The sequence below is a fragment of the Actinomadura alba genome (genome assembly GCF_014323705.1).
In the GTDB taxonomy this organism is placed as follows: domain Bacteria; phylum Actinomycetota; class Actinomycetes; order Streptosporangiales; family Streptosporangiaceae; genus Actinomadura_C; species Actinomadura_C alba.
Genome location: NZ_JABVEC010000018.1, coordinates 163,722 through 188,896 on the forward strand (window position 1 = coordinate 163,722; position 25,175 = coordinate 188,896).

23 protein-coding genes are annotated in these 25,175 nt (G+C 70.3%); 14 read left to right on the forward strand and 9 right to left on the reverse strand.

Annotated elements, in window-relative coordinates:
- The first annotated feature begins 613 nt into the window (after positions 1 to 613).
- A complete protein-coding gene (locus HKK74_RS23375; protein ID WP_187245429.1) occupies positions 614 to 2,044 on the forward strand; it encodes an FAD-binding oxidoreductase in 1,431 nt (476 codons plus the stop codon).
- Between the two features lie 341 nt (positions 2,045 to 2,385).
- Here the strand turns inward: HKK74_RS23375 and HKK74_RS23380 are convergent, their stop codons facing one another.
- From HKK74_RS23380 to HKK74_RS23395, 4 genes are all read right to left on the reverse strand, one after another.
- Positions 2,386 to 4,815, reverse strand: coding sequence for an ATP-binding protein (locus tag HKK74_RS23380; RefSeq protein ID WP_187245430.1), 2,430 nt, complete (start codon positions 4,813 to 4,815; stop codon positions 2,386 to 2,388).
- 642 nt (positions 4,816 to 5,457) lie between these two features.
- Entirely contained in the window at positions 5,458 to 6,129 is a 672-nt protein-coding gene (locus tag HKK74_RS23385) for a GntR family transcriptional regulator (RefSeq protein ID WP_187245432.1), read from the reverse strand.
- Positions 6,130 to 6,165: 36 nt separating this feature from the next.
- Positions 6,166 to 6,363, reverse strand: coding sequence for a hypothetical protein (locus HKK74_RS23390; protein WP_187245434.1), 198 nt, complete (start codon positions 6,361 to 6,363; stop codon positions 6,166 to 6,168).
- Positions 6,364 to 6,840: 477 nt separating this feature from the next.
- A complete protein-coding gene (locus HKK74_RS23395) occupies positions 6,841 to 7,635 on the reverse strand; it encodes a DUF3050 domain-containing protein (RefSeq protein WP_187245435.1) in 795 nt (264 codons plus the stop codon).
- A 481-nt stretch (positions 7,636 to 8,116) separates the two neighbouring features.
- On the opposite strand from HKK74_RS23395, the gene HKK74_RS23400 reads away from it, so the two are divergent.
- The 10 genes from HKK74_RS23400 to ispG are packed head-to-tail and all read left to right on the forward strand — an operon-like array spanning position 8,117 to position 19,233.
- A complete protein-coding gene (locus HKK74_RS23400; protein WP_187245437.1) occupies positions 8,117 to 9,082 on the forward strand; it encodes a 4-hydroxy-3-methylbut-2-enyl diphosphate reductase in 966 nt (321 codons plus the stop codon).
- A gap of 43 nt (positions 9,083 to 9,125) precedes the next feature.
- Positions 9,126 to 10,193 carry a polyprenyl synthetase family protein gene (locus tag HKK74_RS23405; RefSeq protein WP_187245439.1) on the forward strand — a complete coding sequence of 356 codons (1,068 nt, stop codon included), beginning with the start codon at positions 9,126 to 9,128 and terminating at the stop codon, positions 10,191 to 10,193.
- A gap of 34 nt (positions 10,194 to 10,227) precedes the next feature.
- Positions 10,228 to 11,274 (forward strand): Gfo/Idh/MocA family oxidoreductase, encoded by a 1,047-nt coding sequence (locus HKK74_RS23410; RefSeq protein WP_187245441.1) that lies wholly within the window; start codon positions 10,228 to 10,230, stop codon positions 11,272 to 11,274.
- Complete coding sequence (locus tag HKK74_RS23415) at positions 11,264 to 12,184, forward strand: sugar phosphate isomerase/epimerase family protein (protein ID WP_187245443.1); 921 nt, start codon at positions 11,264 to 11,266, stop codon at positions 12,182 to 12,184. The genes HKK74_RS23410 and HKK74_RS23415 overlap by 11 nt, the downstream gene beginning before the upstream one ends.
- On the forward strand, positions 12,181 to 13,485 hold the full coding sequence (locus HKK74_RS23420; protein WP_312881692.1) for a M20 family metallopeptidase: 1,305 nt from the start codon (positions 12,181 to 12,183) through the stop codon (positions 13,483 to 13,485). The genes HKK74_RS23415 and HKK74_RS23420 overlap by 4 nt, the downstream gene beginning before the upstream one ends.
- Positions 13,482 to 14,621, forward strand: coding sequence for an Ldh family oxidoreductase (locus HKK74_RS23425; protein ID WP_187245445.1), 1,140 nt, complete (start codon positions 13,482 to 13,484; stop codon positions 14,619 to 14,621). Before HKK74_RS23420 ends, HKK74_RS23425 begins: the two co-directional genes overlap by 4 nt.
- Positions 14,618 to 15,559: a Gfo/Idh/MocA family protein gene (locus HKK74_RS23430; protein ID WP_187245446.1), complete on the forward strand. Its 942-nt coding sequence runs from the start codon at positions 14,618 to 14,620 to the stop codon at positions 15,557 to 15,559. The genes HKK74_RS23425 and HKK74_RS23430 overlap by 4 nt, the downstream gene beginning before the upstream one ends.
- Positions 15,556 to 16,050: a DUF6917 domain-containing protein gene (locus tag HKK74_RS23435; protein ID WP_246491892.1), complete on the forward strand. Its 495-nt coding sequence runs from the start codon at positions 15,556 to 15,558 to the stop codon at positions 16,048 to 16,050. Before HKK74_RS23430 ends, HKK74_RS23435 begins: the two co-directional genes overlap by 4 nt.
- Positions 16,051 to 16,105: 55 nt before the next feature.
- Complete coding sequence (gene dxs, locus HKK74_RS23440) at positions 16,106 to 18,046, forward strand: 1-deoxy-D-xylulose-5-phosphate synthase (protein ID WP_187245448.1); 1,941 nt, start codon at positions 16,106 to 16,108, stop codon at positions 18,044 to 18,046.
- Positions 18,043 to 19,233, forward strand: a complete 1,191-nt coding sequence (gene ispG / locus HKK74_RS23445; RefSeq protein ID WP_187245450.1) for a flavodoxin-dependent (E)-4-hydroxy-3-methylbut-2-enyl-diphosphate synthase — start codon at positions 18,043 to 18,045, stop codon at positions 19,231 to 19,233. Before dxs ends, ispG begins: the two co-directional genes overlap by 4 nt.
- Here ispG and HKK74_RS23450 read toward each other — a convergent pair.
- The 5 genes from HKK74_RS23450 to HKK74_RS23470 form a co-directional block, all read right to left on the reverse strand.
- Positions 19,195 to 19,761, reverse strand: a complete 567-nt coding sequence (locus tag HKK74_RS23450) for an HAD domain-containing protein (protein ID WP_187245451.1) — start codon at positions 19,759 to 19,761, stop codon at positions 19,195 to 19,197. The genes ispG and HKK74_RS23450 overlap by 39 nt on opposite strands.
- 142 nt (positions 19,762 to 19,903) lie before the next feature.
- Positions 19,904 to 20,131 carry a hypothetical protein gene (locus HKK74_RS23455; protein WP_187245453.1) on the reverse strand — a complete coding sequence of 76 codons (228 nt, stop codon included), beginning with the start codon at positions 20,129 to 20,131 and terminating at the stop codon, positions 19,904 to 19,906.
- Between the two features lie 213 nt (positions 20,132 to 20,344).
- A complete protein-coding gene (locus HKK74_RS23460; protein ID WP_187245454.1) occupies positions 20,345 to 20,674 on the reverse strand; it encodes a DMT family transporter in 330 nt (109 codons plus the stop codon).
- Between the two features lie 3 nt (positions 20,675 to 20,677).
- A complete protein-coding gene (locus HKK74_RS23465) occupies positions 20,678 to 21,214 on the reverse strand; it encodes a TetR/AcrR family transcriptional regulator (RefSeq protein WP_187245456.1) in 537 nt (178 codons plus the stop codon).
- A gap of 42 nt (positions 21,215 to 21,256) precedes the next feature.
- On the reverse strand, positions 21,257 to 21,445 hold the full coding sequence (locus HKK74_RS23470) for a hypothetical protein (RefSeq protein WP_312881693.1): 189 nt from the start codon (positions 21,443 to 21,445) through the stop codon (positions 21,257 to 21,259).
- 42 nt (positions 21,446 to 21,487) lie between these two features.
- Between HKK74_RS23470 and HKK74_RS23475 the strand changes: the two genes are divergently transcribed.
- The 3 genes from HKK74_RS23475 (at position 21,488) to HKK74_RS23485 (ending at position 24,964) form a co-directional block, all read left to right on the forward strand.
- Positions 21,488 to 22,132, forward strand: a complete 645-nt coding sequence (locus tag HKK74_RS23475; RefSeq protein WP_187245457.1) for a hypothetical protein — start codon at positions 21,488 to 21,490, stop codon at positions 22,130 to 22,132.
- A 176-nt stretch (positions 22,133 to 22,308) separates the two neighbouring features.
- Complete coding sequence (locus tag HKK74_RS23480) at positions 22,309 to 23,706, forward strand: alkaline phosphatase PhoX (protein ID WP_187245459.1); 1,398 nt, start codon at positions 22,309 to 22,311, stop codon at positions 23,704 to 23,706.
- A 301-nt stretch (positions 23,707 to 24,007) separates the two neighbouring features.
- The gene (locus HKK74_RS23485; protein ID WP_187245461.1) at positions 24,008 to 24,964 is read left to right on the forward strand and encodes a hypothetical protein; all 957 of its coding nucleotides are present in this window, start codon (positions 24,008 to 24,010) and stop codon (positions 24,962 to 24,964) included.
- Positions 24,965 to 25,175: the final 211 nt, after the last annotated feature.

Sequence of the window (25,175 nt, forward strand, 5' to 3'; positions counted from 1 at the left end):
TCACTGCTTTGACCATAAGGCGACACATCGGTCAAAATCACCATGAACCGGGCTTAATTGGCATGTTACTCCCTGTCGATGCGCAATAACGACGCGACACATCGGCCACCGCACCTGCCCTTTCCCGTCCCGGCTCCGTCCCCGATCCGGGTCCTCCCGTCCGAGCCGTGGCCGCCGCGTTTCGCCCGATCCGGCTTTCGGCCGGCCCCACCACGGACGCCGCACCCCGCCAGGCGGCTCGCCGGGCAACCCCGCCGGACAACTCCGCCGGGCACGCCCCTTCATGGGCGCGCTCCCGACCCGGGTCCGGCCGGGTCGGCGGCGGCCGCCCGCGGTCGCCATAGCCATATCCAGGAATAACTACCACAGGCAACAGTTTTACACACCTCCACAATTTGTCAATGACTCAGGACTCGAAAGGCCAACGGACAAGCTACTGCTACGCGATATTCACAGGTCGCCAAGGACTTGCCACCAGCGGACTATTGGGCGGCAATTGGCGACCGGGCTACGTTGCCTGCGACCGGGGCTGACAATCTCTGCATCAGGGTTGGGTGACTCTCGATGTGGCTGACGGCCACTTCGCAAAGTGATGCACCGCGCAGGAGGTGTCATGGGGGTTCGGCGAATCCACGCCACCGACCTGGCCGAGGCGCTGCGGGGCGACCTTCCCGGGTCGGCCGTGAGCCAAGGCGAGCCGACCAGTGACTTCGGTGGGCTCGCGCAGTCCCATCCCGGCGCGATCGTGACCGTGCGAAGCGAGGAGGAACTCGGCAGCGTTCTGGAATTCGCCCGCACACGAGACGTCGCGGTCGGAATGCAGGGCAGAGGGCATTCTTGTGGTGGCCAGTCGCTCGTCGACTCCGCCGGCATCCTGCTGCACAACCGGATCAAAGAAGACCCGGTCCTGCTGTCCGATGATGAAGTCGAGCTGACCTCGGGCCTGCAATGGCAGGAGGTGGAAGCGGATCTCGCACAATGGGGGCGCTCGGTTCCGGTAACGACCGACGTGCTGCAACTGTCGGTCGGCGGCACGCTCTCGGTGGGAGGGTACGGCACCGACTCGGTTCAATTGGGCGGCCAGATCGACCATGTCACGGCCCTGAAGATCATCACCGCCGACGGAGCGACGCACTGGTGCTCCCCCTCGTCGAATCCGCAGCTTTTCCGGATGGCGCTGGCCGGCACCGGACGGGTCGGCTACATCGTCAGGGTGCGGATGCGCACCTCGGCCATTCACGTCCAACTGCGACGGGCCACCTACCACTACGACTCGCTCATCTCCCTTGCCGATTCCATGGCGTGGCTGGCCGATCCGCAGACCCCGGCCCCGCCCTACTTGCGCGCCCGCTCCGACGCGCCCGACCGCGAGGGCCGCGTCTCCTACGGGGATTACCCGTACGACGAGGCCATCGGTCAGATGCCCCCCAGAGAACGGCTGGGCACGCTCGAGGACGTCCAGAGCCTTCTCGGGCAGCCACAGGTCATCGAAAACCGCGGACTTCCCAGGTTCTATGACCACGTGAACGTCAACCGCTGGGTCGCGAAACTGCCGAATGCCTACAATCTGTGGACCGACTTCGGTTTCCAGTATCCGGCATTCCGGCAGTTCTGCGAGCACATCCAGCGCCAGTCGAAGGATGGCGCCTTCGGCTCGGCGCTGCGGGCGGTGCACATCCTGGGCGTGTCGCCCTCGGCGGACGACAACGATTATTTTCCATTCGACCTGCGGCCCACAGGAAAAGGACGGACGTTCACCTGCGGCCTGTACTGCATGCTGCCGTCGGCCGACGAGACCGACCTGGCGCGGCTGCGCGCCGCCATCGACACCTGCCTCCAGGTCACGGCCGAACTCGGCGGCAGGCCGTACGTCTACGGCTACGACGAGATGTCGCGCGGCATGTGGGAACGGTCCTTCGGCCAGGAAGCCGTCGCCGGCCTGGTGAAGCTGAGGGAAGAGCACGATCCGGCTGGTCTGATCGCAGCGCCCTGGGACAGGACCACCAACTCCGTCTCCGCACCACAGCGAAGGATAGGGGCCTGACGCCGGCCACCACCTTGGCGTCGGCGGCCACGGCCTCGCCGAACCAGGACTCCGCCCGGGCAGGCATCGCGGCCGCCGCCGTGCGCCGCCGCACCATGGCGGCGACGGTGCGGGCCTCTCCGGGACAGGGAACCCGCTGGACGAGCGCGGTCGCCGAACCGGAGGCGTAGCGCCCCGCCTCCCCAAAACCACCGGTCCCGGACCTCGCGGACGACCGCCGTGGCTTCGTCCGCGTTGCCCAGCATGCTGCGGGCGACCGAGAACGGGGGCGTCGACCCCGTTGGCAAGCACGGCAGAGCCTTCTTGGCGCTCCGTCTGCCGGCACCCATCGGGCGAACCGGTCACCCCGGGAAGTGCGAGGCCCGCACTGCGGAGGCGGCCCCGACGCGGCGCTGCATCGGAGCGGCGACGGCGCTCTCCTCGGTCTGCCGGTTCGCCACCCAGTTCGCCACGTGTACCCGGGACGAGCAGTCGAGCTTGCGCATGATCTTCCGCAGGTGGTTGACGGCCGTCCACTCCGCGATGCCGAGCCGCCTGGCGATCTCGCGGTTGGTCAGGCCGCGCGCCACCAGCTCGGCCACCTCGTGCTCGCGCGGAGTGAGCGGTGTCGGCAGACCGACGTCCAGGTCTCCGACGGCCGTGGGTTCCTGCGGCGGCGGCGCCAGCGCCCGGTCGACGGCGGCGCGCAGCGACAGCGCCCGGCCCTCGGTCCAGTCATGGTCGAAGGCGGAGCCACCCAGCCGCACCCGCGCCCGTTCGGCCAGGTCGTCCCGGCTGGCGCGCCGGTGGCCGGAGAGCTCGCAGCCCGCCTCGGCGCGCAGCGAGTGCGCGGCCGACAGCAGGAGCGTGCAGCGCCGCCAGCGCTCCCTGTCCCGGCCGTGTTTGGACAGCAGGTGGGCGGTGAGTTCCAGGACACCCGCCACGGCGATCGGGTCCGTGCCGTCGGCGAAGAACCGCAGGACCTGGTCGGCGATCTCCTCCGCCTCGGCGAGGGCGCCCTCCTCCGCGGCCACCGCCCCCAGGACCGTGTGGGTGAGCGCCAGCTGGCGGGCGTCCTTGAGCCGGCGGAATGCCTCGGCCGCCACCTCGGCGAGGTTCCTGGCCTCCGCCGTCTCGCCGACGTCCAAGCGCAGCGCGGCCAGATCCCGCGCGGCGCATGCGTGCCCATGAGCGTCGTCGGCGGCCCGCCGGGCGACGACGGCGTCCTGCAGCAGCCCGGCCGCCTTGCCCAGCTCACCGCGTATGTAGGCGGCCAGGCCGAGGTGGTGCAGGCAGGCCGCCGCGCCACGGTCGTCCGACAGCCGCCGGTAGATCTCCCGGGCGCGCAGGAGCCGCTCCACCGCCCGCTCGCAACGCAACCAGGCGCCCAGCTCCCCGGCGGCCTCCAGCACCTTGGCCTGCGGCTCGCCGCGGACGCCGTCCTCCGCCAGGACCAGCTCCAGCCAGTCGAGTCCCTCGCGCAGCCGACCGGAGGCCATCCAGTAGGGACGGAGCGCGACGGCGAGGGCCGCAGCGTCGTGGCCGTTGCCGCGTTCCATAAAAAAGGCGAGGGCACGCTGTAGCTCCCTGTCCCAGTTGACCAGCTGCTCGGTCCAGAACGCCTGACCGGGCCCCTTCAGCTCACGCTCGGCGAGCCTCGCACGGGCGAGGAAGTAGGCCGCGTGACTCTGCCTGACCCGGTCGAGTTCGTCCATGCGGTCCAGCAGGGCGAGCGCGTACGCGCGGACAGTGCCCAGCATCGAGAACCCGAGCTCGCCGTTCGCCCGCTCCATCTGGGCGAGCAGGTTCCGGTCGACGAGCGTGGCCAGCAACTCCTGCACCGGCCCGTCGCCCGGCCGCATCATCGCCTCCGCCGCGGTGATCCCGAACTCGCCGCCGAACACCGCGAGCCGGACGAACCGCTCGCGCTCGTCCACCGAGAGGCGGTCGCAGCTCTGCGCCACCGCGGCCGACATGCTCAAGTGCCGCGACAGCGTGTCGGCCCGGCTGCCGTGCAGGCACTCCAGCCCCTCGTCCAGCTCGCCGAGCAGGGCACCGGGGGTGAGCAGCTTCAGCCGCGCGGCCGCCAGCTCGATCGCGAGGGGCAGCCCGTCGAGCCGCCGGCACAGTTCGGACACCACCTCCCGGTTCTCGTCGGTCAGCGCGAATCCCGGACGTACCACGCTGGTGCGGTGCAGAAGCAGCTCGATGGAGGCGATGCCCGACAGTTGCTCCAGTGTGGCGGGGCTGCGTTCCTCCGCCACGACGAAGGGCGCGAGGCTGAAGAGCGACCCGCCGTACATCCTGGGCGCCTCCTGCCCGACGACGAGCACCCGCAGCCCGGTGCACTCCGCCAGCAATGGGCGCACGAGGCCGACGACGTCGTCCATCAGATGCTCGCAATGGTCGAGCACGAGGAGAACGTCCTGCTCCCCCCACCAGGCCGCCAGCCGGGCCGGGGCCGGGACGTCCTCGCGCTCGGGGCAGCCCAGCGCACCGGCGAGCCGCTCCGGGAGGTCGTCCCCGCTCTTCATCACCCCCAAGTCGACGAACCAGCCCTGGCGGCGGCTTGTGCACGCCTCCTTGAACACCTCCGCCGCCAGCCGGCTCTTACCCACGCCGACGGGCCCGGTCAGGGCGACCATCCGCTCGGGCGACTCGGTCACCCTGCGGCGGAGCGCGGTGAGCTCGGCGGAACGCCCGATGAGCGGGCCCAGAGAGTGGAAGGGATGTGCCGTCTGGGAGCCGGGATCGCCGACACCAAGGAGGACAAAGCGCTGAGCGTTCTGCATTGTCTGCCGTAGCCCCTCTGGTCGCGTTGGACGCCCGGAGCCCGGTCACACTGCGGCGGGCTCGATCGCATCCGACGGATTCGTGTATGAGCTGTATTCGCTGTATGTGCCGTTTACTACGAATACAGTAACCATGCAATGGGCGATAACGCCACCCAGATCTTTGTCACTCACCACGATTGAGACACTCACTCCAGGCATCCACGCCAACACCGAGAGATGCCTCGCCAACGTCAATTGCGTAAAACCGCGATGCCCATTACAAAAGTCACGCTGCGCAAATTGAGGGGGCACACGGAGCCGAGCGTAACAGCGCAACATCAACCCTCATTGGCCACATCCGGCCAGATTCATTGACACACCAGGATACTGAGCAAGGTAAGGCGCGACGGCAATCAAACCGCTCATCTGGGCACACTTTTGGCGGCTCGCGCTCCGCACGTCGCCCAGGCCTTGTTCGTGGCGATATCTCGACATATCGACGCTGCGTCTAATACTCCGCCCTAGATCTTGATCTTCATCGTCACCTGCGCGGCCAGGACGTCTCGGACGGCCTCCGGATCGGTGCTCCCGGACCGTCGAGCTCGGCGAAGCGATCACCTGGAGCGCCATCGTCCTACTCTTTCGGTCCAGCCGTGCGATTCAGATGTCGGAGAAGAGCGATGTCAGGTCGTCACTAGGCTCGCCCCCGGCGCGCATCGCGGCGATCAGCTCGCGGCGGGCCCTGGTCAGATGCTCGGAGATCAGCACCGCAAGCCGATCGGCATCGCGGTCGCGCAGGGCCGAGATCTCGCCGGTCAGCTCCTCCCTGATCTCGTCCTGCCCGCCCAGTACGTGGGCGTAGTACCGGGAATAGGGCTCGACGAGGTTGAGTACCTGGATCACCAGGCGGACGCTCTGCGGGCGCTCGGGCAGCTCGTACAGCCTGCGGCGGAACGCGTAGTTGAGACCGGACCACTCCGCTGGATCCGGCTCCTCCGCCTGGTCCAACCGGCGCAGCAGGTCGCACAGCTCATCGATGTCCCGCTCACCGATATTGGCCATCAGCCGGGGCACCAGCGGCGGCTCCAGCTGCAGGCGCAGGTCGTACAGCTCCTCGACCCCCCCGGCGTCCAACTCCGCCACGATGGCGCCCATACCGGACTGCATGGTGATCAGTCCCTCGCCGACCAGGGTCCGCAGCGCCTCCCGCACCGGGACCCGGCTCACGCCCAGCCGGCGAGCGAGATCGTCTTGGTTGAGGGTCTGTCCCGGTCGCAGCACCCTCCGGCGGACCGCCCGCCGCAGCAGGACGGCTATTTCCTCTGGACGCACACCGGCTCCAGCGCCTTCTCCGCTCCCGGCCGGGGCCTAGGAGCGTCCCGGCGCCGCGCCGGAGAGGTCGGCCACCTCAGTGGCGTATTCCCCTCCACCGGCCCGCTCATTGAGCTGCGCTTCGGCCGCCATCGTCACGTTCGGATCGTCCTCCGCTCTGCACACTTCGAGAGGGCATTCCAGATCCCCGCCGACCCCCTTCGAGACGAAGGCATCCTGCGATACGTCAGACACTTTGCCCCTCCCATTCGGGTGTTCAATGTGCGCTGCCATCGTGCGGGCCGAATGACAAATGTCATAGCCCTGGATATCACCCAGGAATTCTCCAGTCAGAAGAGTTTCCGGCCGCGCAGGCGGGAACACAGGGCCTCGCGAGCATTCCTGCCGATCACCCGGCGATGGGCAGGGCCGCGCCGCTGTCGACGTGCGAACGGGCCCGCCGGGCGAGCCGGCGCACCGCGGGGCGCCGACCGCCTCAGCAACGCCCCGACCTCGGCGAGAGAGAACTCGAAAGCCTCCCGCAGCACGAACACGACCCATCCCAGCGGGACGGGACCGAATGGTCGACGACATCCCAGTCATCGACCAGCCGGCCGCGCTCGACCCGGTGGTGTGGCCACGTCGAGGGCGAGCTTCCGGAGCGTCCCCGGCTCGCCGCCGCGCTCCGTCCAGAAGATGGCCATGTGGCCGGCGAGGTCGTCGATGCGGGGCTCAGGCGGCCCGGGCCTCGATCGCCGCGATGATCCCATCCCACAGGGCGATGCGGGCGCGCAGCGCGGTGTTGATCGTCTCGGCGCACTGGTCCCACTTGGCGTCGTCATCGCCGCACAGGTCCGCGAGCATCGCCATGGCCATGGGTGTGTGCTCCTCGCCGTCGACCTCGATGTGCCGGGCGAGGTAGTCGCGGAACTTGGCGAGCCGGCCGCCGTGGTCGTCGATCTTGATGACCTGGTCGAACATCTCCGGTATCAGGTCCTCGCGGCCGAAGGCGAACGCCGCGGCCTGGCAGTGCAGCGGAGCGTGCTCGATGATGTCCCAGGTCATCCGGACGAAGTCGGCCGCCGCCGCGGGCACCCCGGCCTCCACCAGGGCCGTCCGCACGGGCGTGCCAGACCCGACGAGGTCGAGGAACGCCTGCACCACCCCGGCGTCGCCGCCCGCCTGCTCCATGCCGTCGACATAGAGTTCGAAATGGCTGATGAAACCGTCGCCGAACTCGTCGCTCTCCTCGACCAGGACGATGTCGTTGACCAGCCGCCTGCTCTCGCTGGAGCCGCGCGGCACCCACGGCACCTCGACGCAGGTCAGCTGCTGCTGCAGGCTCTTGAGCAGGGACATGAAATCCCAGACCGCGAAGACATGGTGCTCGTTGAAGACGTTGACGTCGTCCAGCGTGCGCAGCCGGCTGTAGATCGGATGCTTGATGACTTCCGCCCGGACCGGTTCGATCCGGAGCTTCAGATCATCGATGGCCGGGTTTTCTCTGCCCCAGTCGTAACGAGACATCGAGGCTCCCTTTTAGCGGATCGATGGATTTCTTGAATCGTCTGCGATGGCTTCCGGCCAGGCAATAGCAAGGCCATGACAAAGGCCAGTCGCAGTGGCAGGCGACCGCTCCCCCACACGAAAAGCGCGCCCCCCCGCCGCCGCGATGCGGGGCGGGAGGGCGCGCCGGAGGCGCGAAATGGTCAGCCGCGGCTCAATGCGCCTCGGCCGGCCGGGCCCCTTGACCTCGCCAGAGTCGAAGCCGGGCCGCAGCCGACTTCAGAGCAAGAGGGTGGCAGGCTACAGCCAGGATTGAACCGAGCAGGCCCCGGCCATAGCAGGGTCATGACACGACAGATCGACGACATGGCAGAACCCTGGCACTTAACAATCTTCGGCATACCTTAATTCGACCATCCTGCTCTTCTTTTCTTGACTTCTTCCCGGCGACCGAGAAGTTTCTGTTGCGTCCACTGCTGCGCCGGCCAGTCGGGGAGCTGATATGACAGAGCGGAAAAGTGTCGTACTGGCGGAGCCGCGCGGCTTCTGTGCGGGGGTCAGGCGCGCCATCGCGATCGTCGAACGCGCACTCGAGGTGTACGGCCCACCGGTCTACGTGCGCAAGGAGATCGTTCACAACCATTTCGTGGTGCGGGGCCTGGAGAGCCGTGGCGCGCGCTTCGTCGACTCCGAGGACGAGGTGCCCGAGGGCGCGGTGTGCGTGTTCTCCGCCCATGGCGTCGCGCCCGCGGTGCACGAGGCGTCGGCCGAGCGGGAGCTCCAGGTCATCGACGCCACCTGTCCCCTGGTCGCCAAGGTCCACCAGGAGGCGCGCCGGTTCGCCCGCGCCGACCGGACCATCCTGCTGATCGGGCACCGCGACCACGAGGAGGTCGAGGGCACCTACGGCGAGGCCCCGGAGCGGACCCTCATCGTGGAGTCCGTCGAGGACGTGGCCGCGCTCGACCTGCCGCGCGACGCCACCCTGTCCTACCTCACCCAGACCACCCTGACCCTGGACGACACCGCGGAGATCATCGCGGCGTTGCACGAGCGGTTCGACGACCTGCGCGGTCCGGCCGGTGACGACATCTGCTACGCCAGCCAGAACAGGCAGAACGCGGTCAAGGCCCTGGCCCGGCGCACCGATCTGGTACTGGTGGTCGGCTCCACCAACTCCAGCAACTCGATCCGGATGGTGGAGGTCGCCCACGGCGCGGGCGTGCCCGCCCACCTGGTGCCCGACGTCGGCGAGCTCGACGAGCGCTGGCTGCGCGGCGCGCGCTCGGTGGGGGTCAGCGCGGGCGCCAGTGCCCCGGAGATCCTGGTCGACCAGCTGCTGGAGCGGCTGGCCGCGCTCGGCTACGACCGGGTCGAGTTCGAGACCACCGCCACCGAGAACGTCGTCTTCAGCGTGCCCGCCGGTCTCGCGGCGGCACCGGCCGGCGCACGTCCGGACCCCTCATGACAGTCCCGGCAGGAGCGATCCCGCGGACACGGAAAGGCAGTCCATGACTACTCAGACCCATGAGCCCCCGATCGCCCAGGAGGCCCTCGACCACGTCCTGGACCGGGTCGAGCTGCGGCTGCAGGACCACCTGGGACGCGAGCGCGCCCAGTGGACCTCGGCGCCCACCGGCCAGGCGTCCGCGGTCGTCCCCATCGACGCCGTCGCCGACCTGGTGCACGCGGGCGGCAAGCGGCTGCGCCCTGCCTTCTGCGCGAGCGGCTTCCTGTGCGCCGGCGGGGGCCCGGACGACCCGGTGATCGTGGACGCCGCGGCGGCGCTGGAGCTGCTGCACGCCTTCGCACTCATCCACGACGACGTGCTGGACGCCTCGCCGCTGCGCCGCGGCCGGCCGACCGTGCACGAGCGGTACGCCGCCGAGCACCGTGCCCGGGGCTGGCGGGGCGAATCGCGCCGCTTCGGCGAGGGGGTGGCGATCCTGGCCGGCGACCTGGCCTACGTGCTGGCCGACACGCTGACCGCGGACTTCACCCCACCGGCCCGGGAGCTGTGGGGAGAGCTGCGGACCGAGATGATCATCGGCCAGTTCGTGGACATCCGATCGGCTGCGGCCGCCTCCGCCGATCTCCCGCTGGCACGCTGGATCGCGGTGTGCAAGTCGGGGCACTACACCATCCACCGGCCGCTCGCCCTCGGCGCCGCACTGGCGGGCCGGCCCGACCTCGCCCCCGCCTTCGAGGAGTACGGCGTCGCCCTCGGCGAGGCCTTCCAGCTCCGCGACGATCTGATCGACGCCTTCGGCACCAGCGAGTCCACCGGCAAGCCGGTCGGGCTGGACGTCGACCAGCACAAGATGACGCCGCTGATCGCCGTCGCCGTCGAGCGGGACGCGCGCGTCCGGGCCCTGGTGGCCGAGGGCGGGGACGGCGGCTGGGACGCTGGGCGGCTGCGCGAGCTGCTGGCCGAGACCGGTGTCCGCGCCGAGATCGAGGCGCACATCGACCGCCTGGTAAAGCGGGCCCACGGGGCGATCGCACGAGCACCGATCGGGGAATCGTGGCGGCGGATTCTGACCGACATGGCCGACCGCGTCGCGTACCGCGACCGGTGAGCGCGGGACATCCGGACGCGAGGGCATTGATCCGATGTTGCGCACACTGATCATCGGGCTGGGGCAGGCCGGCTGGACGCTGCACCTGCCGGTGCTGGCCAGGCTCCGCGAGACCGCCAATGACGAGGGGCTCTTCGCCAAGGACCCGATCGTCGTACACGATCCCAAACACCTGCCGGCGGGCGGCCAGGACGAGCCCATCGCCGTCGCGCACTCCCTGCGGGAGGCGCGCGCCGCGCTCGATCCCGCGCGCACGGTGGTGCACATCTGCACCCCGCCGTCGGTCCGCGTCGAACTGCTGCGCGAGGTCGCCGAGCTGGGGTTCCGTAAGGTGCTGGTGGAGAAGCCGCTGTCGGCCGACCGCACCGACATCGCCCGGATCCTGGAGATCCGGGACGCCTGGGACCTGAACCTGAGCGTGGTGAGTCACTGGCTGGACAGCGCGCTGACCCGCCGGCTCACCAAGATCGTCTATTCCGGCCGGCTGGGCGAGCTGCACTCCATCGCGGCTGTCCAGCGCAAGCCGCGGTTCACCCGGTCGCTGAACACCAACGGCCACCAGTCGGCGTTCGACGTGGAGGTGCCGCACTCGCTGGCGGTCGTGCTCCGGCTGGCCGGGCAGGCCACCGTGGTGGGCGCCTCCTGGGCGGACATGCGGATCAACGGCCGGCTGCTCCCGAGAATGGGCACCGCCCGGCTGTCGCTCCGGCACGACCACGGCGTGCGCACCGAGATCTGGTCCGATCTGACCTCGCTGCTGCGCGAGCGCCGGATCAGCCTGGAGTTCGAGCAAGGCCGGGTCACCGGCTACTACCCGGTCAGCCGCGACGACGACCACGCGCTGATGACGGTCACGGCGGACGGCCACGAGGAGACCGAGATCTTCCGCGACGACTCGCTGGCCTCGTTCCTGCTGCGCACCTACCGCGGGTTCGCCATGGGCCACCGCATGACCAGCGATCTGGACCTCAACGTCGACATCGTTTCGCTGCTGAGCGACGCAAAGAACCTGTGCGAGGCGGGAGGCGGCGTGACCGAACCGCAGGAAACCTCCAACGGGGTGGTCAAGCATGTCCACTGAGGGGTTCTCCTACGCGGGCCTCGGCGACGAGGCCGGCCCCGGACTGGACGCGCAGATCACCGCCATCGAGCGGCTCGGCTGGCGCGCCATCGAGCTGCGATCGGTGGACGGCGTCGCCCTCGCGGACCTGAACGAGGCCGACTTCGCCCGGGTCGCCGGCCGGCTGGCCGACGCGGGCATCGGCACGGTCTGCGTCGACTCCCGGATCGCCAACTGGGGCCGCCCGATCACCACGCCGTTCGAGGCGGACGTCGCGGAGCTGTCGGCGCTGGTCCCGCGCTGCGCGGCCCTCGGCACCCGGTATGTGCGGGTCATGTCGTACCCGAACGACGGGCTGGCCGAGCCGGACTGGCGGCGCGAGGTTCTGCGCCGCATGCGCGCCTTGGCGGAGCGGGCCGAGGACGCCGGCCTGGTGCTGTTGCACGAGAACTGCTCCGGGTGGGCGGGGACGAGTGCGGACCGCATGCTGACCCTGCTCCAGGAGGTCGCCAGCCCGGCGCTGCGACTGGTCTTCGACACCGGCAATGGGGTGCCCTACGGGTACTCGGCCTACGACGTGCTGGCCCGGGTGGTCGGGCACGTGGCCCACGTCCAGATCAAGGACGCCACGGGCGATCAGGCGGCCCCGGTCTACACCTTCCCCGGCGAAGGACACGCCAGGGTCGCCGACTGCCTGCGGCTGCTGACCGCGAACGGCTACCGCGGGGCGCTCTCCATCGAGCCCCACCTGTCGGTCCGTCCGCACGAGCACCGGCTCGAGGCGGGCGATGACGGGATCGGCACGTTCGTGGCGTACGGGCGGGCGCTGGAACGGCTCGTGGCGGACGAGGTCCTCGGCGCCGAGCGCGGGCCGGGCACCGGAACCGAGCCCGTGGCCGACGCCGTGGCCGGAAAGGGAGAACGGCTGTGATCGGAGCCGAGCTGTCGCCCGCCGACGGGGACCTCCTGCTCGACCTGCTGCGGACGCCCACGGTGGGACTCCTGGAGGAACCCCGCGGGTCACCCCGCCTGTGGGAGGCGCAGAAGGCCTACGCCGAGGCCGCGGCCGAGCTGGGTTTCACCACCGTCCTGCACGGTCCGCCCGTGCCGGCGGTCCTGGAGCTGCCCGGGGTGCCCGACCCGGTCCGCCGCGCGGCGGCGGAGCTGCCGGGCTTCCTGGACCGGCAGCCGAGCCTGGTGCTGCGCCTTGGCCCCTCTCTGCCTCGCGAACAGACCGTGATGTTCAACGTCCACCTGGACACGGTCGCGGGCGGGGAACCGCCCCGCCTGGACGGCGGCAGGTTCCACGGCCGCGGCGCCATCGACGCCAAGGGGCCGGCGGTCGCGTTGCTGTCGGGCATCAGGGCGGCGCTGGCGGCCGAGCCCGCGCTCGGCGAACGGGTCGGCGTGCTGGTCCAGGCGGTCGCCGGCGAGGAGGGCGGCGCCATGGGCAGCTTCGGCACCCGACCGCTGGTCGAGGCCGGCCATATCGGGCGCCTCAACGTGTTCTGCGAACCCACCGGACTGCGCTGGCTGTCCCGCTGCACCGCCTCGATGACCGCGCGGATCAGGGTGGCCGGCCACGACGCGATCGACGACGAGCCGGACGCGGGCCACAACGCCACCGTGCTGCTGGGCTTCCTGGCCCAGCGGCTCGCGGCTGAGCTCCCCGCGAAGGCCGCCGACGGCCGGGTGTGCGTGGCCGGGCTGCACACCGGTGACCTGCACAACCGGGTGTACGGCAGCGGGCGGCTGCTGCTGAACATCTCCTACGGGACGCCCGAGAGCGGCCGGCGGATGGAGCGCGCCGTGCGTGACGCCCTGGCCGCCGGCCTCGCTGAGTTCACCCAGACCTTCGCGAGCCACCCCGACCAGGCACGCACCGCCGCGGACGCCGAGACGATCACCACGCTGGAGTGGCTGAAGCGAGGCCTGCCGGCGCTCGCGGGCTCCGACCCGTGGGCCGAGGAGCTGCTGGAGAAGCGCGCCGGGCTGGTCCGGTGGCCCGCCGGCGAGCCCGCCTTCACCTGCGACGCGATCTGGATGCAGGACGTCCCCGGCGCCTTCACGGTCGTCTACGGCCCCGGCGACCTTGGGGTCAACAACGCGCACGCCGCGGGCGAGTACGCCGACACCGCCGACCTGGAGCGCTTCGCCGCGGACGTGGCACGCCTGCTCATCTCCTTCACCCAGAGCACCCCGAGCACCCAGAACGGGAGCGATCACCCATGACGTCAACGCCAACGACCGACCTGGCGGCGCGGCCGGCCGTCCGCGTCCCCTACGACGAGCTGCTCGACTTCGTGACGGCGGTCTTCACCGCCTGGAAGATCCCGTCCGGGCGGGCCCGGGCGGCGGCCGAGGCGCTGTGCCACGGCGACCTCACCGGGTTCAGCTCGCACGGGGTCGTCAACCTGACCCGCCTCTACCTCCCGCTGCTGGCCGCGGGCCGGGCTCTGCCGGACGCCGAACCGGAGATCGTCGCCGACCGCGGCGCGGCCGTGCTGGTGGACGCCCGCCGGGCGCTGGGCCTGTGGGCGGCCCGGGAGCTGATGGACCTGGCGTGCCGCCGGGCGGAAGAGTATGGCGTCGGCCTGGTCTCGGTGCGGGACATGACGCACATCGGCTGCGCCGGCCACCACGCCGAGCGCGCCGCCCGGCAGCGGATGATCGGGCTCACCGCCTCCAACTGCGGACGGCAGCGCATCGCCCGTCCCCCGGGCGGCCGGGTGGCCATGCTCGGGACCAACCCGCTGAGCATCGCCGCCCCGGCCGGGCCGGGACGCCCGCCGTTCGTCCTGGACATGAGCACCACCGTGGTCCCCACCGGGAAGGTGCGGCAGGCGGCGCGCGCCGGCACGCCGGCGCCGGAGGGCTGGCTCTGGGACGACGAGGGCAGGCCGGTCACCGATCCGGCCGCCTTCGACCGTGGCGAGGCGCATCTGGGCTGGCTGGGCGGACGCCCCGAGACGGGCGCCTACAAGGGATACGGCCTGGGCCTGCTCGTCGAGGTCCTGGCCGCGCTCGTGCCCGGCGCCGGGATGGGCCCCGAGCCCGAGGCGCTGAACGGCACCGGCGGCCCGTCCGGCCGCGACGACGACATCGGCCTGTTCCTGCTGGCCATCGCGCCCGGAGGGCTGCGCGCCGCAGACCGCTACGCCGACGACGCCGGCACGCTCTTCGGCACGCTGCTGGCCTGCCCGCCGGTCGCCGAGGACGCCCCGGTCCGCTACCCGGGCCTGCTGGAGGCGGAGCGCGCCGAGCAGAACCTGCGGGCCGGGGTCCTCCTGCCCGCCCCCATCCATGCCGAGTTGCGCGAGGTCGCTGCGGGGCTGGGCATCACCGCTCCTTCCGGAGGTGCGTCATGACCGACTTGCGGCTCGGGGTCGTCGGCCTCGGCGTCATATCCGGCTACTACCTCAAGGCCCTCGACAAAGTCCCGGGCGTGCGGCTCAGCGCCGTCTGCGACCTGCGGGAGGAGGCCCTGCGGCCGTACCGCGGCAGGGTTCCCTGCCACCTGGACCACCGCTCCCTGCTGGAGTCGGAGGAGCTCGACGCGATCGTGGTGAACGTGCCCAACGATGACCACGTGGAGGTCTGCAGGGACGCGATCACCGCCCAGCGCGCGGTGTGCGTGGAGAAGCCGCTGGCGATCCGGTACGCCGAGGGACTGGAGCTGGCCCACCTGGCCAAAGCCCAGGACACCGTGCTGTTCACCGCGTTCCACCGCCGCTACAACGACAACGTGCTGTCCCTGCTGCGGACGGTGCGGGCGATGGCCCCCATCGAATCCATGCGGGTGCGCTACCTCGAACGCATCGAGGAGCATGTCGGTAACGACCGCTGGTACCTGGATCCCGAGCGGTGCGGCGGCGGATGCGTGGCCGACAACGGGCCCAACGCCTTCGACCTGGTCCGGTTGTTCCTCGGCGAGGTCGAGCTGGACAAGGCCGAGATCGAGCGGGATTCGGACGGCGTCGACCGCAGGGCCGGCATCGTGCTGCGCGCCGGGTCCGGCGCGGCGGCGACCGTGGAGCTGGACTGGTCGTACATGTCGGGCGAGTGCAAGGACATCGAGATCCGCCTCGCCGACGGGACCGTGCTGGACGCGGACATGCTCGCCGGGCATCCGGGCTTCAAGAAATCCCTGGAACACGAGTACGTGGGCGTCCTGGACGCCTTCGTCCGGGCGGTGCGCGACGGCCTGGACACCTCCGCGGGCGGTCTGGCCGCGCTGCGGCTCGTCGACGCCTGCTACCGCGCCGAGGGTCTCCTCGCGCCGCTGCGGGACGGGAGCCGACCATGACGTCCGCGGAGAACGGAACCAGGACCGCCCCGCCCGCCCGGGAAGGAGCCACGCCGCGGCCCGTACGAGAGGACGGGGCGAAGCGGACGGTGCGCGGGACGCTCGTCAAGGTGCTCGTCCACCGCCGCGACGACCGTGGGATGCGGCTCGAACCGTTCGCCAGCCGCTGCGTCCGCGCCGGCGAGGTGCACGAGCTGGTCACCACCGATCACCACGAGACCGCGCCCGGATCCCGGGTCGACCGGGTGGGCTTCCTCGGATTTGTGGAGATCGCCAACGCCGGGGTGATCGACCGCGGCGACGAGGTGTGGGCGGGCGACCGGCTGGTCGGCACCGTCCACGGGTTCGACTCCTGTCACTTCCCCAACCACTACAACGTGCTGATCCGGACCGACGTGCCTCGGACCGGGCCGGAGCTGCGGCTGGAGCCGGAGACGCCGGTCTGGTTCCGCCCCGCGTCCACCATCACCGAGCCGCCCCCCGCCACCTGAGCCGACCGAGCCCACCCCGACCGCGAGACGACCACCGCGACACGAGGAGACCGGCATGGGACTGCTGGACACCATAGACGGCCCCCGAGACCTCGACGGGCTGACCACCCAGGAACTCGTCCGCCTCTCCCGGGAGATCCGGGATTTCCTCATCGAGAAGGTGGCGCGCACGGGCGGGCATCTGGGCCCGAACCTGGGTGCCGTCGAGCTCACGCTCGCGCTGCACCGGGTGTTCGACTCGCCGCGCGACCGGATCCTGTGGGACACCGGCCACCAGGCCTACGTGCACAAGATCCTCACCGGGCGGCGCGCCGGGTTCGACCGGCTGCGCCAGAAGAACGGGCTGTCCGGCTACCCCAGCGCCGCCGAGTCCGAGCACGACATCATCGAGAACTCGCACGCCTCGACCGCCCTGTCCTATGCGGACGGCCTCGCCAAGGCCGACGAACTGCGGGGCGTCCGGGACCGCGCGGTGGTGGCGGTCATCGGGGACGGCGCGCTCACCGGCGGAATGGCGTGGGAGGCGCTGAACAACATCGCGGCCGCGCCGGACCGGCCGGTCGTCATCGTCATCAACGACAACGGCCGCTCCTACTCGCCCACCATCGGCGGCCTGGCGTCCCATCTGGCGGCCCTGCGAACCACCCGCGGCTACGAGAAGTTCCTCGCCTCCGCGAAGGAGACGCTGACCACCACCCCCGTGGTAGGGCCCGCCCTGTACAGCGCGCTGCACGGGGCCAAGAAGGGCCTCAAGGACATCATCGCGCCGCAGGGCATGTTCGAGGATCTGGGGCTGAAGTACGTGGGCCCGATCGACGGGCACGACATCGAGGCGATGGAGAACGCCCTGCGGATGGCCCGCGACTTCGGCGGGCCGGTGGCGGTGCACTGTCTCACCACCAAGGGGCGGGGGTACCGGCCGGCGGAAGACGACCGGGTCGACCATTTCCACGCCGTCCGCGTCATCGACCCCGCGACCGGGCGCCCGTCCCGTCCCGCGGGCCGGTCGTGGACGTCGGTGTTCGCGTCCGAGCTCGTCGAGATCGGCGAGGCCCGGCCGGACGTGGTGGCGATCACCGCGGCGATGCTGCACCCGACCGGGCTGGAGAAGTTCCAGCAGGCCTTCCCCGATCGGGTGTTCGACGTCGGGATCGCCGAGCAGCACGCGGTCACCTCGGCGGCGGGCCTGGCGATGGGTGGGACGCACCCGGTGGTGGCGATCTACTCGACCTTCCTCAACCGGGCGTTCGACCAGCTCGTCATGGACGTCGCGCTGCACCGCTGCGGGGTGACCCTCGTCCTCGACCGGGCCGGCGTCACCGGCGACGACGGCGCCAGCCACAACGGCATGTGGGACCTGTCAATCCTCCAGGTGGTCCCCGGGCTGCGCATCTGCGCGCCGCGCGACGCCGACACGCTGCGTGCCGGGCTCCGCGAGGCCGTCGCCGTCGAGGACGCCCCCACGCTGCTGCGGTTCCCCAAGGGGGAGATCGGACCGCCCGTCCCGGCGGTGGACACGGTGGAGGGCATGGACGTGCTCAGCCGTGGCACCACCGAGGACGTCCTGGTCGTGGCGGTCGGCGCGATGGCGCGGGAGTGCGTGGAACTGGCCGGGCTCCTGGAGGCCCAGGGCATCGGCGCCACGGTGGTCGACCCGCGCTGGGTGATGCCGGTGAACGAAGCGATCCCGCGGCTGGCCGGGCGGCACCGCCTCGTCGTCACGGTGGAGGACAGCGGCCGGGCCGGCGGCGTCGGATCGGCCGTCGCGCAGGCGCTGCAGGCCGCGGACGTGGCGACGCCGGTGCGCTCCTTCGGCATCCCGCCGCACTTCCTGGAGCACGGCAAGCGCGCCGACATCCTCAAGGACTGCGGCCTGACCGCGCACCAGCTCTTCCTCGCGGTGATCGAGCGGACCACCGTGCCCGAGGACATCACCCCGTACGAGGAGGACGCGCGACCGGCCGCGGTGCGCGCGAACCGAAAGGTGAACCGATGAGCGTCCAGCTCGGCATGCCCGGGGTCCGCGACGAGCAGCCGGCCGTGGCGGCACGGCGCCGCCCGACCAGGCAGGTCATGGTCGGCGACGTGCCGGTCGGCGGCGACGCCCCGGTGTCGGTGCAGTCCATGACCATCACCCCCACCGCCGATGTCAATGCCACGCTGCAGCAGATCGCCGAGCTGACCGCCGCCGGCTGCCAGATCGTCCGGGTCGCGGTGCCCTCGCAGGACGACGCGGACGCACTGCCGGAGATCGCCCGCAAGTCCAAGATCCCGGTGATCGCCGACATCCACTTTCAGCCCCGGTACGTGTTCGCCGCGATCGACGCCGGCTGCGCGGGGGTGCGGGTCAATCCCGGCAACATCAAGAAGTTCGACGACCGGGTCGGCGAGATCGCCCGCGCCGCGTCCGACGCGGGGGTCCCGATCCGGATCGGGGTCAACGCCGGCTCGCTGGACAAGCGGCTGCTGGCGAAGTACGGCAAGGTGGGCCCGGAGGCGCTGGTGGAGTCGGCCCTGTGGGAGTGCTCGCTGTTCGAGGAGCACGGCTTCCAGGACCTGAAGATCTCGGTCAAGCACCACGACCCGGTCACGATGGTGGCGGCCTACCAGCTCCTATCGGAGCGGTGCGACTATCCGCTGCACCTCGGTGTGACCGAGGCCGGGCCCGCATTCCAGGGGACGATCAAGTCGGCGGTGGCGTTCGGCGCGCTGCTGTGGCAGGGCATAGGCGACACCATCCGGGTCTCTTTGTCGGCCCCGCCCGTGGAGGAGGTCAAGGTCGGGATCGGCATCCTGGAGTCGCTCGGGCTGCGCAAGCGCCGCCTCGAAGTGGTCTCCTGCCCCGCCTGCGGCCGTGCCCAGGTCGACGTCTACAGCCTGGCCGAACGGGTCACCGCCGCGTTCGAGGGGTTCCCGGTGCCGCTGCGGGTCGCGGTCATGGGCTGTGTGGTGAACGGTCCCGGTGAGGCCCGCGAGGCCGACGTGGGCGTCTCGGCCGGCAACGGCAAGGGCCAGATCTTCGTGAAGGGCGAGGTCATCAAGACCGTCCCGGAGTCGCGGATCGTCGAGACGCTGGTCGAAGAGGCCATGCGGATCGCCGAGGAGATGGGCACCGAGGTGGCCGCCGAGGACGGCGAAGACGGCTCAGCGGAACGGGGCAAGGTCGATGTCGTCACGGCCTGACACAGGGCCCTGAGCACTGCGCAACCACTCGTCGAGCGCGACGAAGTCCGCATCGGTGAGGCCCTGCCGGGGATCGACCCGATGCAGCAGGGCCCTTCCACGATGGTGTGCGGACACCCAGGCCCGATCGACGTCAGTGATCTCATCATCGACCCAGATGAATGAGCGGCCCGCCGCCCAGCCGACGACGGCGCGGGTCTTCCAGTGCAGTCCGGCGCGTTCGTCCCGCTCGTCCTGGTCGGACGGCTCCGGCCAGGCCACCACTGCCAACGCCGGCAGGCCGATCCGCGGGGCGATGCTCTCGTTCGCGTCCGCCATCCAGGTCGTGGCCCAGACCAGCTCGCAGGGTAGCGACGCCAATCGGGGCCCGTGCCGTGGATCGATCCTGGCCAGAAGCGGATTCCCGTCGGCACCCATTGGTTCGGCACACGTCTGGTACGTCGGATACCGCTCCGGCGCCGCGCCGAACGGAATGAGCGGTCCGTCGACGTCGAGGAAGAGCAGTGGGCGTTGATCGGAGCCGGTCACGACCGCACAATAGCGGGCCCTCCCTGACACCGCCCGGCTCGAAGGTGAGGCCGGTGTTGGGTCGGGCCGCAGAAAGCCCACCGGGAGCGACCTCCGCCCGGCTCTGCGGCTCGACCTCGGCGGCCGAGTGCCGCCGACGGACTCAGAGCTTGTACAGCTTGTGGTACGGCTCCAGGATTCGCTCTGTCCGCGGGCCGAAGTCGACCAGGACAGCGGTCCCTTCTTCGACAGCGATGACACGGCCGAGGCCGTACTTGTCATGGGTCACCCGGTCGTCCAGGGCGAACACCTTGACCGGTGGCGCGACGGTCGGGACGTTGAAGGGACTGCCAGGCAGCTGACGGCGGGTCGTAGCGCGAGATCGATTCATCGCTACCAGTATGCGCCCTCCGGACCGAATACCTGCCCACTCCAGGCGAACCAGGTGCATTCGAGCATCGGTCCGCGGGTGCAGGTGCGGTCGTGCCGACGGCCCTGGGCTGTTTCCCGCCCGCCCAGCCGGTCCTGGGAAGCCCACACCCACCGGCTGGACATTTCGTGCCGGCGGACGGTGCGGGCCCGGTTCAGCACGACATGGTCTCACTCAGCCATGGCCGGTGGCACCCGATGAGACGAGGACCACGACACCGGCGACGATCAGTCCCATGCCGGCCACGGAGGTGAGGTTGAGGTGCTCGCCGTACAGCATGGCGGCCAGGGCGGCGACTCCCGCGGTGCCGACGCCGGACCAGATCGCGTACACGGTCCCGACATTGAGTGTGCGCAACGCCAGCGCCATCATCGTGAAGGCGATCACATATCCCGCGACGGCGGTCAGCACCGGTAGCGGCCGGAACGCCCCTGCGGTACCGCGCAGCGCCAGCGTCGCGACGACCTCGGCGACGATGGCGCCGACGAGCATGAGCCAGGCCATGGGTCAGTTCCTTTCGATGAGGTCGCTGAGTACCACGTAGACCCGTTCATGCAGACCTGGGGCCGGCGGCGCCAGGTCTATGAGCCTGGCCAGCCACCAGCCGTCGGCGGCGAGGCGGACGGCGGTGGCCAGTGCCGGGTCGATGCCGTCGTCCTCCAGCCGTCGCTGCCATTCGCGGTAGACCTCGCGCAGCGGCGTGAGGGCCTCGGGCTCGACCAGCGCCGCGGCGAACAGTGCGGCGGTCGTCCGATCGGCGGCGAGGCCTGCCGCCGTGGGCTGCTCCTCGACCGTGGCGGCCAGATACACGCGCGTGGCGGCGCCGGGCTCGTCACCGGCCTGGGTGAGCGCTGTGTCGAACTGGGTCACCAGCCGGTCGACCATGCCGGCGACCAGCGCCTGTTTCGTCGGGAAGTGATAGAAGAGACCGCCCTTGCTGACCCGCGCCTGACTCGCGACCGCTTCGAGGGTGAGCGCTTGAGCGCCGTCGCGGAGCAGCACCTCGGTCGCGGCGTCCAGCAGCCGGTTTCGCGTATCCGCCACGGGCCTACTGTACCGGCTGACCGGTACAGCAGCGTGGTCGAGTCAGCCGCGTGTACGCGACAGGTCCCGCCAGTTCCACATGGCGTCGGGATTGTCCTGCCACGCCTGCCGGCACATCGGGTCTTCCTGCTGCATGTTGGGGTTCAGGTGGTCGTTCCCCCAGCGCAGCCGGCAGCCGATCGAACCGTCATGTCGTTCGGAGGGATCGATAGTGTTCTGCCGGTCGCTCACGAACTCTGGTTCCCGACTCCGGTGAGGGCAAGGTGTTGCTCGATGAACGAGAGCCGTAGCAGGGGGCTGGCCGAGATCAGATCGAAGCTGGACCTGCTCAGGCAGGTGGAGGCGAAGCACGGCTTCGGGGTCACCATCGACGGACCGAGGGAGCTGGAACCCATCCCAGCACTTCCCGACGGGGTCACCGATGTGTTCGGCGTGTTCCATCGGCTGGCCGGAAACTACTTCAGCTTCCGGCAACCGGACGAGATGGCGAGCCGGAGCGCGTGGGCCGAGCGGCGGATCGATCCGTACTGCCCTCTGGGCAATCCCCTCGTCATCGGTCACGAGCGCTATGAGATGCCCCCCGATCTCCGCGACGACATCGAGGGCGGCAACGGGATCTATCTGGACGTCGAGAATGGAGACGTCTACTACTGCGACGGAGACGACTACGCCTTCGCCTACGAGCACCCCGACGTCGAGCTGGTCGAGACCACGGAACTGTCATCCGACGTCGTCACGTTCTTCAACTTCCATGTCCTCGGCGCGGGCTATCCGGAACTCGTCGAAGCCGTGCTCGGCAGGCACGCCGTTACACGTCGTGACCGGAAGGGGCGGCACCGGGACAACTGGATGCGGCTCCTCGTCGAGAGCGGCCTGGCGTCGGACGCGGCGACTCCCAGAGGCCGTCTCACTTCGTGAAACGCCGGATCATCAGGTGCCGGCCGGTTGTTGAGGACATTGGCGACCACCGGTACGGCTTCTGAGTCAGTCGCCTGTTCGACGCATTCCGTACGCCATCACGTCGGCTGAAGAACTCCGCTCCGCCCTAGCGTCGCGCCCGGCGGCAGTCACGGCCACGGCAGATGGAGAATTCGATGACCGAAGAGCATTCGAGTGAGAGCCTGACACCGAGCAGGCGGGGTCTACTGCGCGGCGGCACCGTGCTGGCCGCCGCGGGCGCGGCCGTCGTCGCGGGCGGGGGCACCGCGTCGGCGACCCTCGGCCGGGTGTCCTCCCAGTCCCACCGCGGCCCCAAGGACTGCAGCCCCGACTATGGGCCGCTCTACCCGGTGAAGGACGAGACGACGGGTCTGCCGCTGCTCGAGCTGCCGCGCGGGTTCCGGTACGTGTCGTACGGCTGGACCGGCGACCAGATGACCGACGGCCGCCCGACCCCGGGCGCCCACGACGGGATGGCCGCCTTCACCCGCAAGGACGGCAAACTGACGATCGTCCGCAATCACGAGCAGGGCGGTCTCACCGGCGCGTTCGTCACCCCGGCGTACGACCCCCAGGCCAACGGCGGCACCACCACGCTGGTCTTCGACCCCGACAAGGGTGAGTTCCTGGAGTCCTGGGCCAGCCTCAGCGGCACCATCCGCAACTGCGCGGGCGGCCCGACCCCGTGGGGAACCTGGCTGTCCTGCGAGGAGACCACGAACATCAACGGCGACTTCCGGCATGGATACGTCTTCGAGGTGCCCACGTCCGGACGCAGCGACGCGGTGCCGCTGAAGGCGATGGGCCGGTTCTCGCACGAGGCCGTGGCCGTCGACCCCCGCACCGGCTACATCTATCTGACCGAGGACACCGGCCGGGCCGGCTTCTACCGGTTCAAGCCCAAGAAGAAGGACCGCCTCGCCGAGGGCGGCGAGCTCGAGCAGCTGGTGGTCCGGGGCACCAAGACGTACGACACGACCAAGGACGACACCGGCAGGCAGTACCGCGTCGCCTGGATCAAGGTCGACAACCCCGACCCCGGCCCGGGTGAGCAGGCCGTCGCCGAGCAGGGCTTCGCCAAGGGCGCCACCATCTTCGCCCGGCTGGAGGGCGCCTGGGAGCACGAGGGGCTCATCTACATCGTCTCCACCAACGGCGGCCCGGTCGGGCAGGGGCAGATCTTCGAGTACGACCCGCGCGAGGAGCGCATGAGGCTGCTCTTCGCCTCGCCGGACCGGGATCTGCTGAACGCGCCCGACAACATCTGTGTCAGCCCCCGTGGCGGGATCGTCCTCTGCGAGGACGGTGACGGGTCGGAGTTCCTGCACGGCCTCACCCGGGACGGAGAGATCTTCCGGTTCGCCGAGAACACGGCGATCATCCCGGCCGGCGGGGTGCCGGGCAAGCCGAAGGTTCCCGCAGGCTCCTACGTCTCCTCGGAGTGGTGCGGCGCGACGTTCGAGCCACGCAAGGGACGCTGGCTGTTCGCCAACATCCAGTCGCCCGGCATCACCTTGGCGATCACCGGCCCCTGGGACAAGGGCTCGCTCTGATCGCTTTGATCTAGATCCAGGCCTTCACGGGTCCGTGCCGGCTCTTGTGCCGGCACGGACCCGTTTCGCTTTTCGCGTGGGCACCACCAAGTGATCGTCTCGGCCGGCGGCGCGTCCAGCGCCGCGGTCACCCGCTTGGCCAGGCGCGAAACCGCCTGAGCCGAAGTGATCGCGAAGATTTCGGTGATCCGGTGAACCTTCCGCCGTCCTGGTCCCGTACTGCCTGCCGACCGGGTCACGAAGAGCGGACCCCCCGCCCGGCCGCACCGGCCGCGAAACCCGGGAAGCGGAAGGAACGATCATGGGAAGCAGACGAGGAGCCGTTCTCGCGGCGGCCGCGGTGGCTGCGGCCGGAACGTTGCTCGCCGCGTGCGGCGGATATGGGGCCGGCGGCAGTGGCTACGACAATGCCTCCGCTCAGGACGGCGCCAAGAAGCAGGAGGTGGCCGCCGCACCACAGAACACGGCGCTGGCCGTGACCGCGAGCAGTCGCCTCGGCGACATCGTGGTCGACGGTGAGGGCCGCACGCTCTACCGCTTCGACGACGACACCGCGTCCCCGTCGGCGTCCAACTGCGAGGACGCCTGCGCCACGGCGTGGCCGCCGGTCCTCGTCGGCGAGAAGATCGCGGTGCGGAAGGGGCTCAACTCCTCGCTGGTCGGCAAGGTCAAGCGCACCGACGGCAACTTCCAGGTGACACTGGGCGGCTGGCCGCTGTATCGCTTCGCCAAGGACACCGAGCCCGGCGACACCAAGGGACAAGGCGTCAACGGCACCTGGTTCGTGAGTTCGCCGACGGGCAAGAAGGCCGCGGCGGCACCCAAGGCCACGAAGGCGCCCACCAAGCCCCGCTGGACCGGCAAGAACACGATCAAGGTCGCCGACAATGCCGAGCTCGGCAAGATCGTGGTGAACGCGGCGGGCCGCACCCTCTACCGCTTCGACGAGGACACGGCGTCACCGTCCAAGTCGAACTGCCTCGGCGCCTGCGCCAAGGCCTGGCCGCCGGTGAAGTTCACCGCGTCGCTGAAGCTCCAGGGCGTCAACCGCAAGCTGGTCGGCAACATCATGCGCAAGGACGGCATCTGCCAGCTGACGATCGGCGGATGGCCCATCTACACGTTCGCCAAGGACACCAAGCCCGGTGACATCAAGGGGCAGGGCGTCAAGGGCACCTGGTTCGTCAGCACGCCGACCGGCAAGAAGGCTCAGGCGCCGGCCCAGCAGGAGGACACGGGCGGCGACTACGGCTACTGAGCCGCCACCCGGCTCGCCGTCACCGATCGCGGGCGGCGGGGCGGGCGTGGACGCCCCCGCCGCCCGCTCGCCCCGCCGCTCGCCCCACCGCCCCACCCCTCCCCGCTCCCCGCTCGCCGTTCACCGCTCACTGACGAGAGGCCGAGAGACGGAGCGACCTCCTCCTACTCCTCGGGACCATGCCCCGCTTTCCATCACCACGTGACCCCTC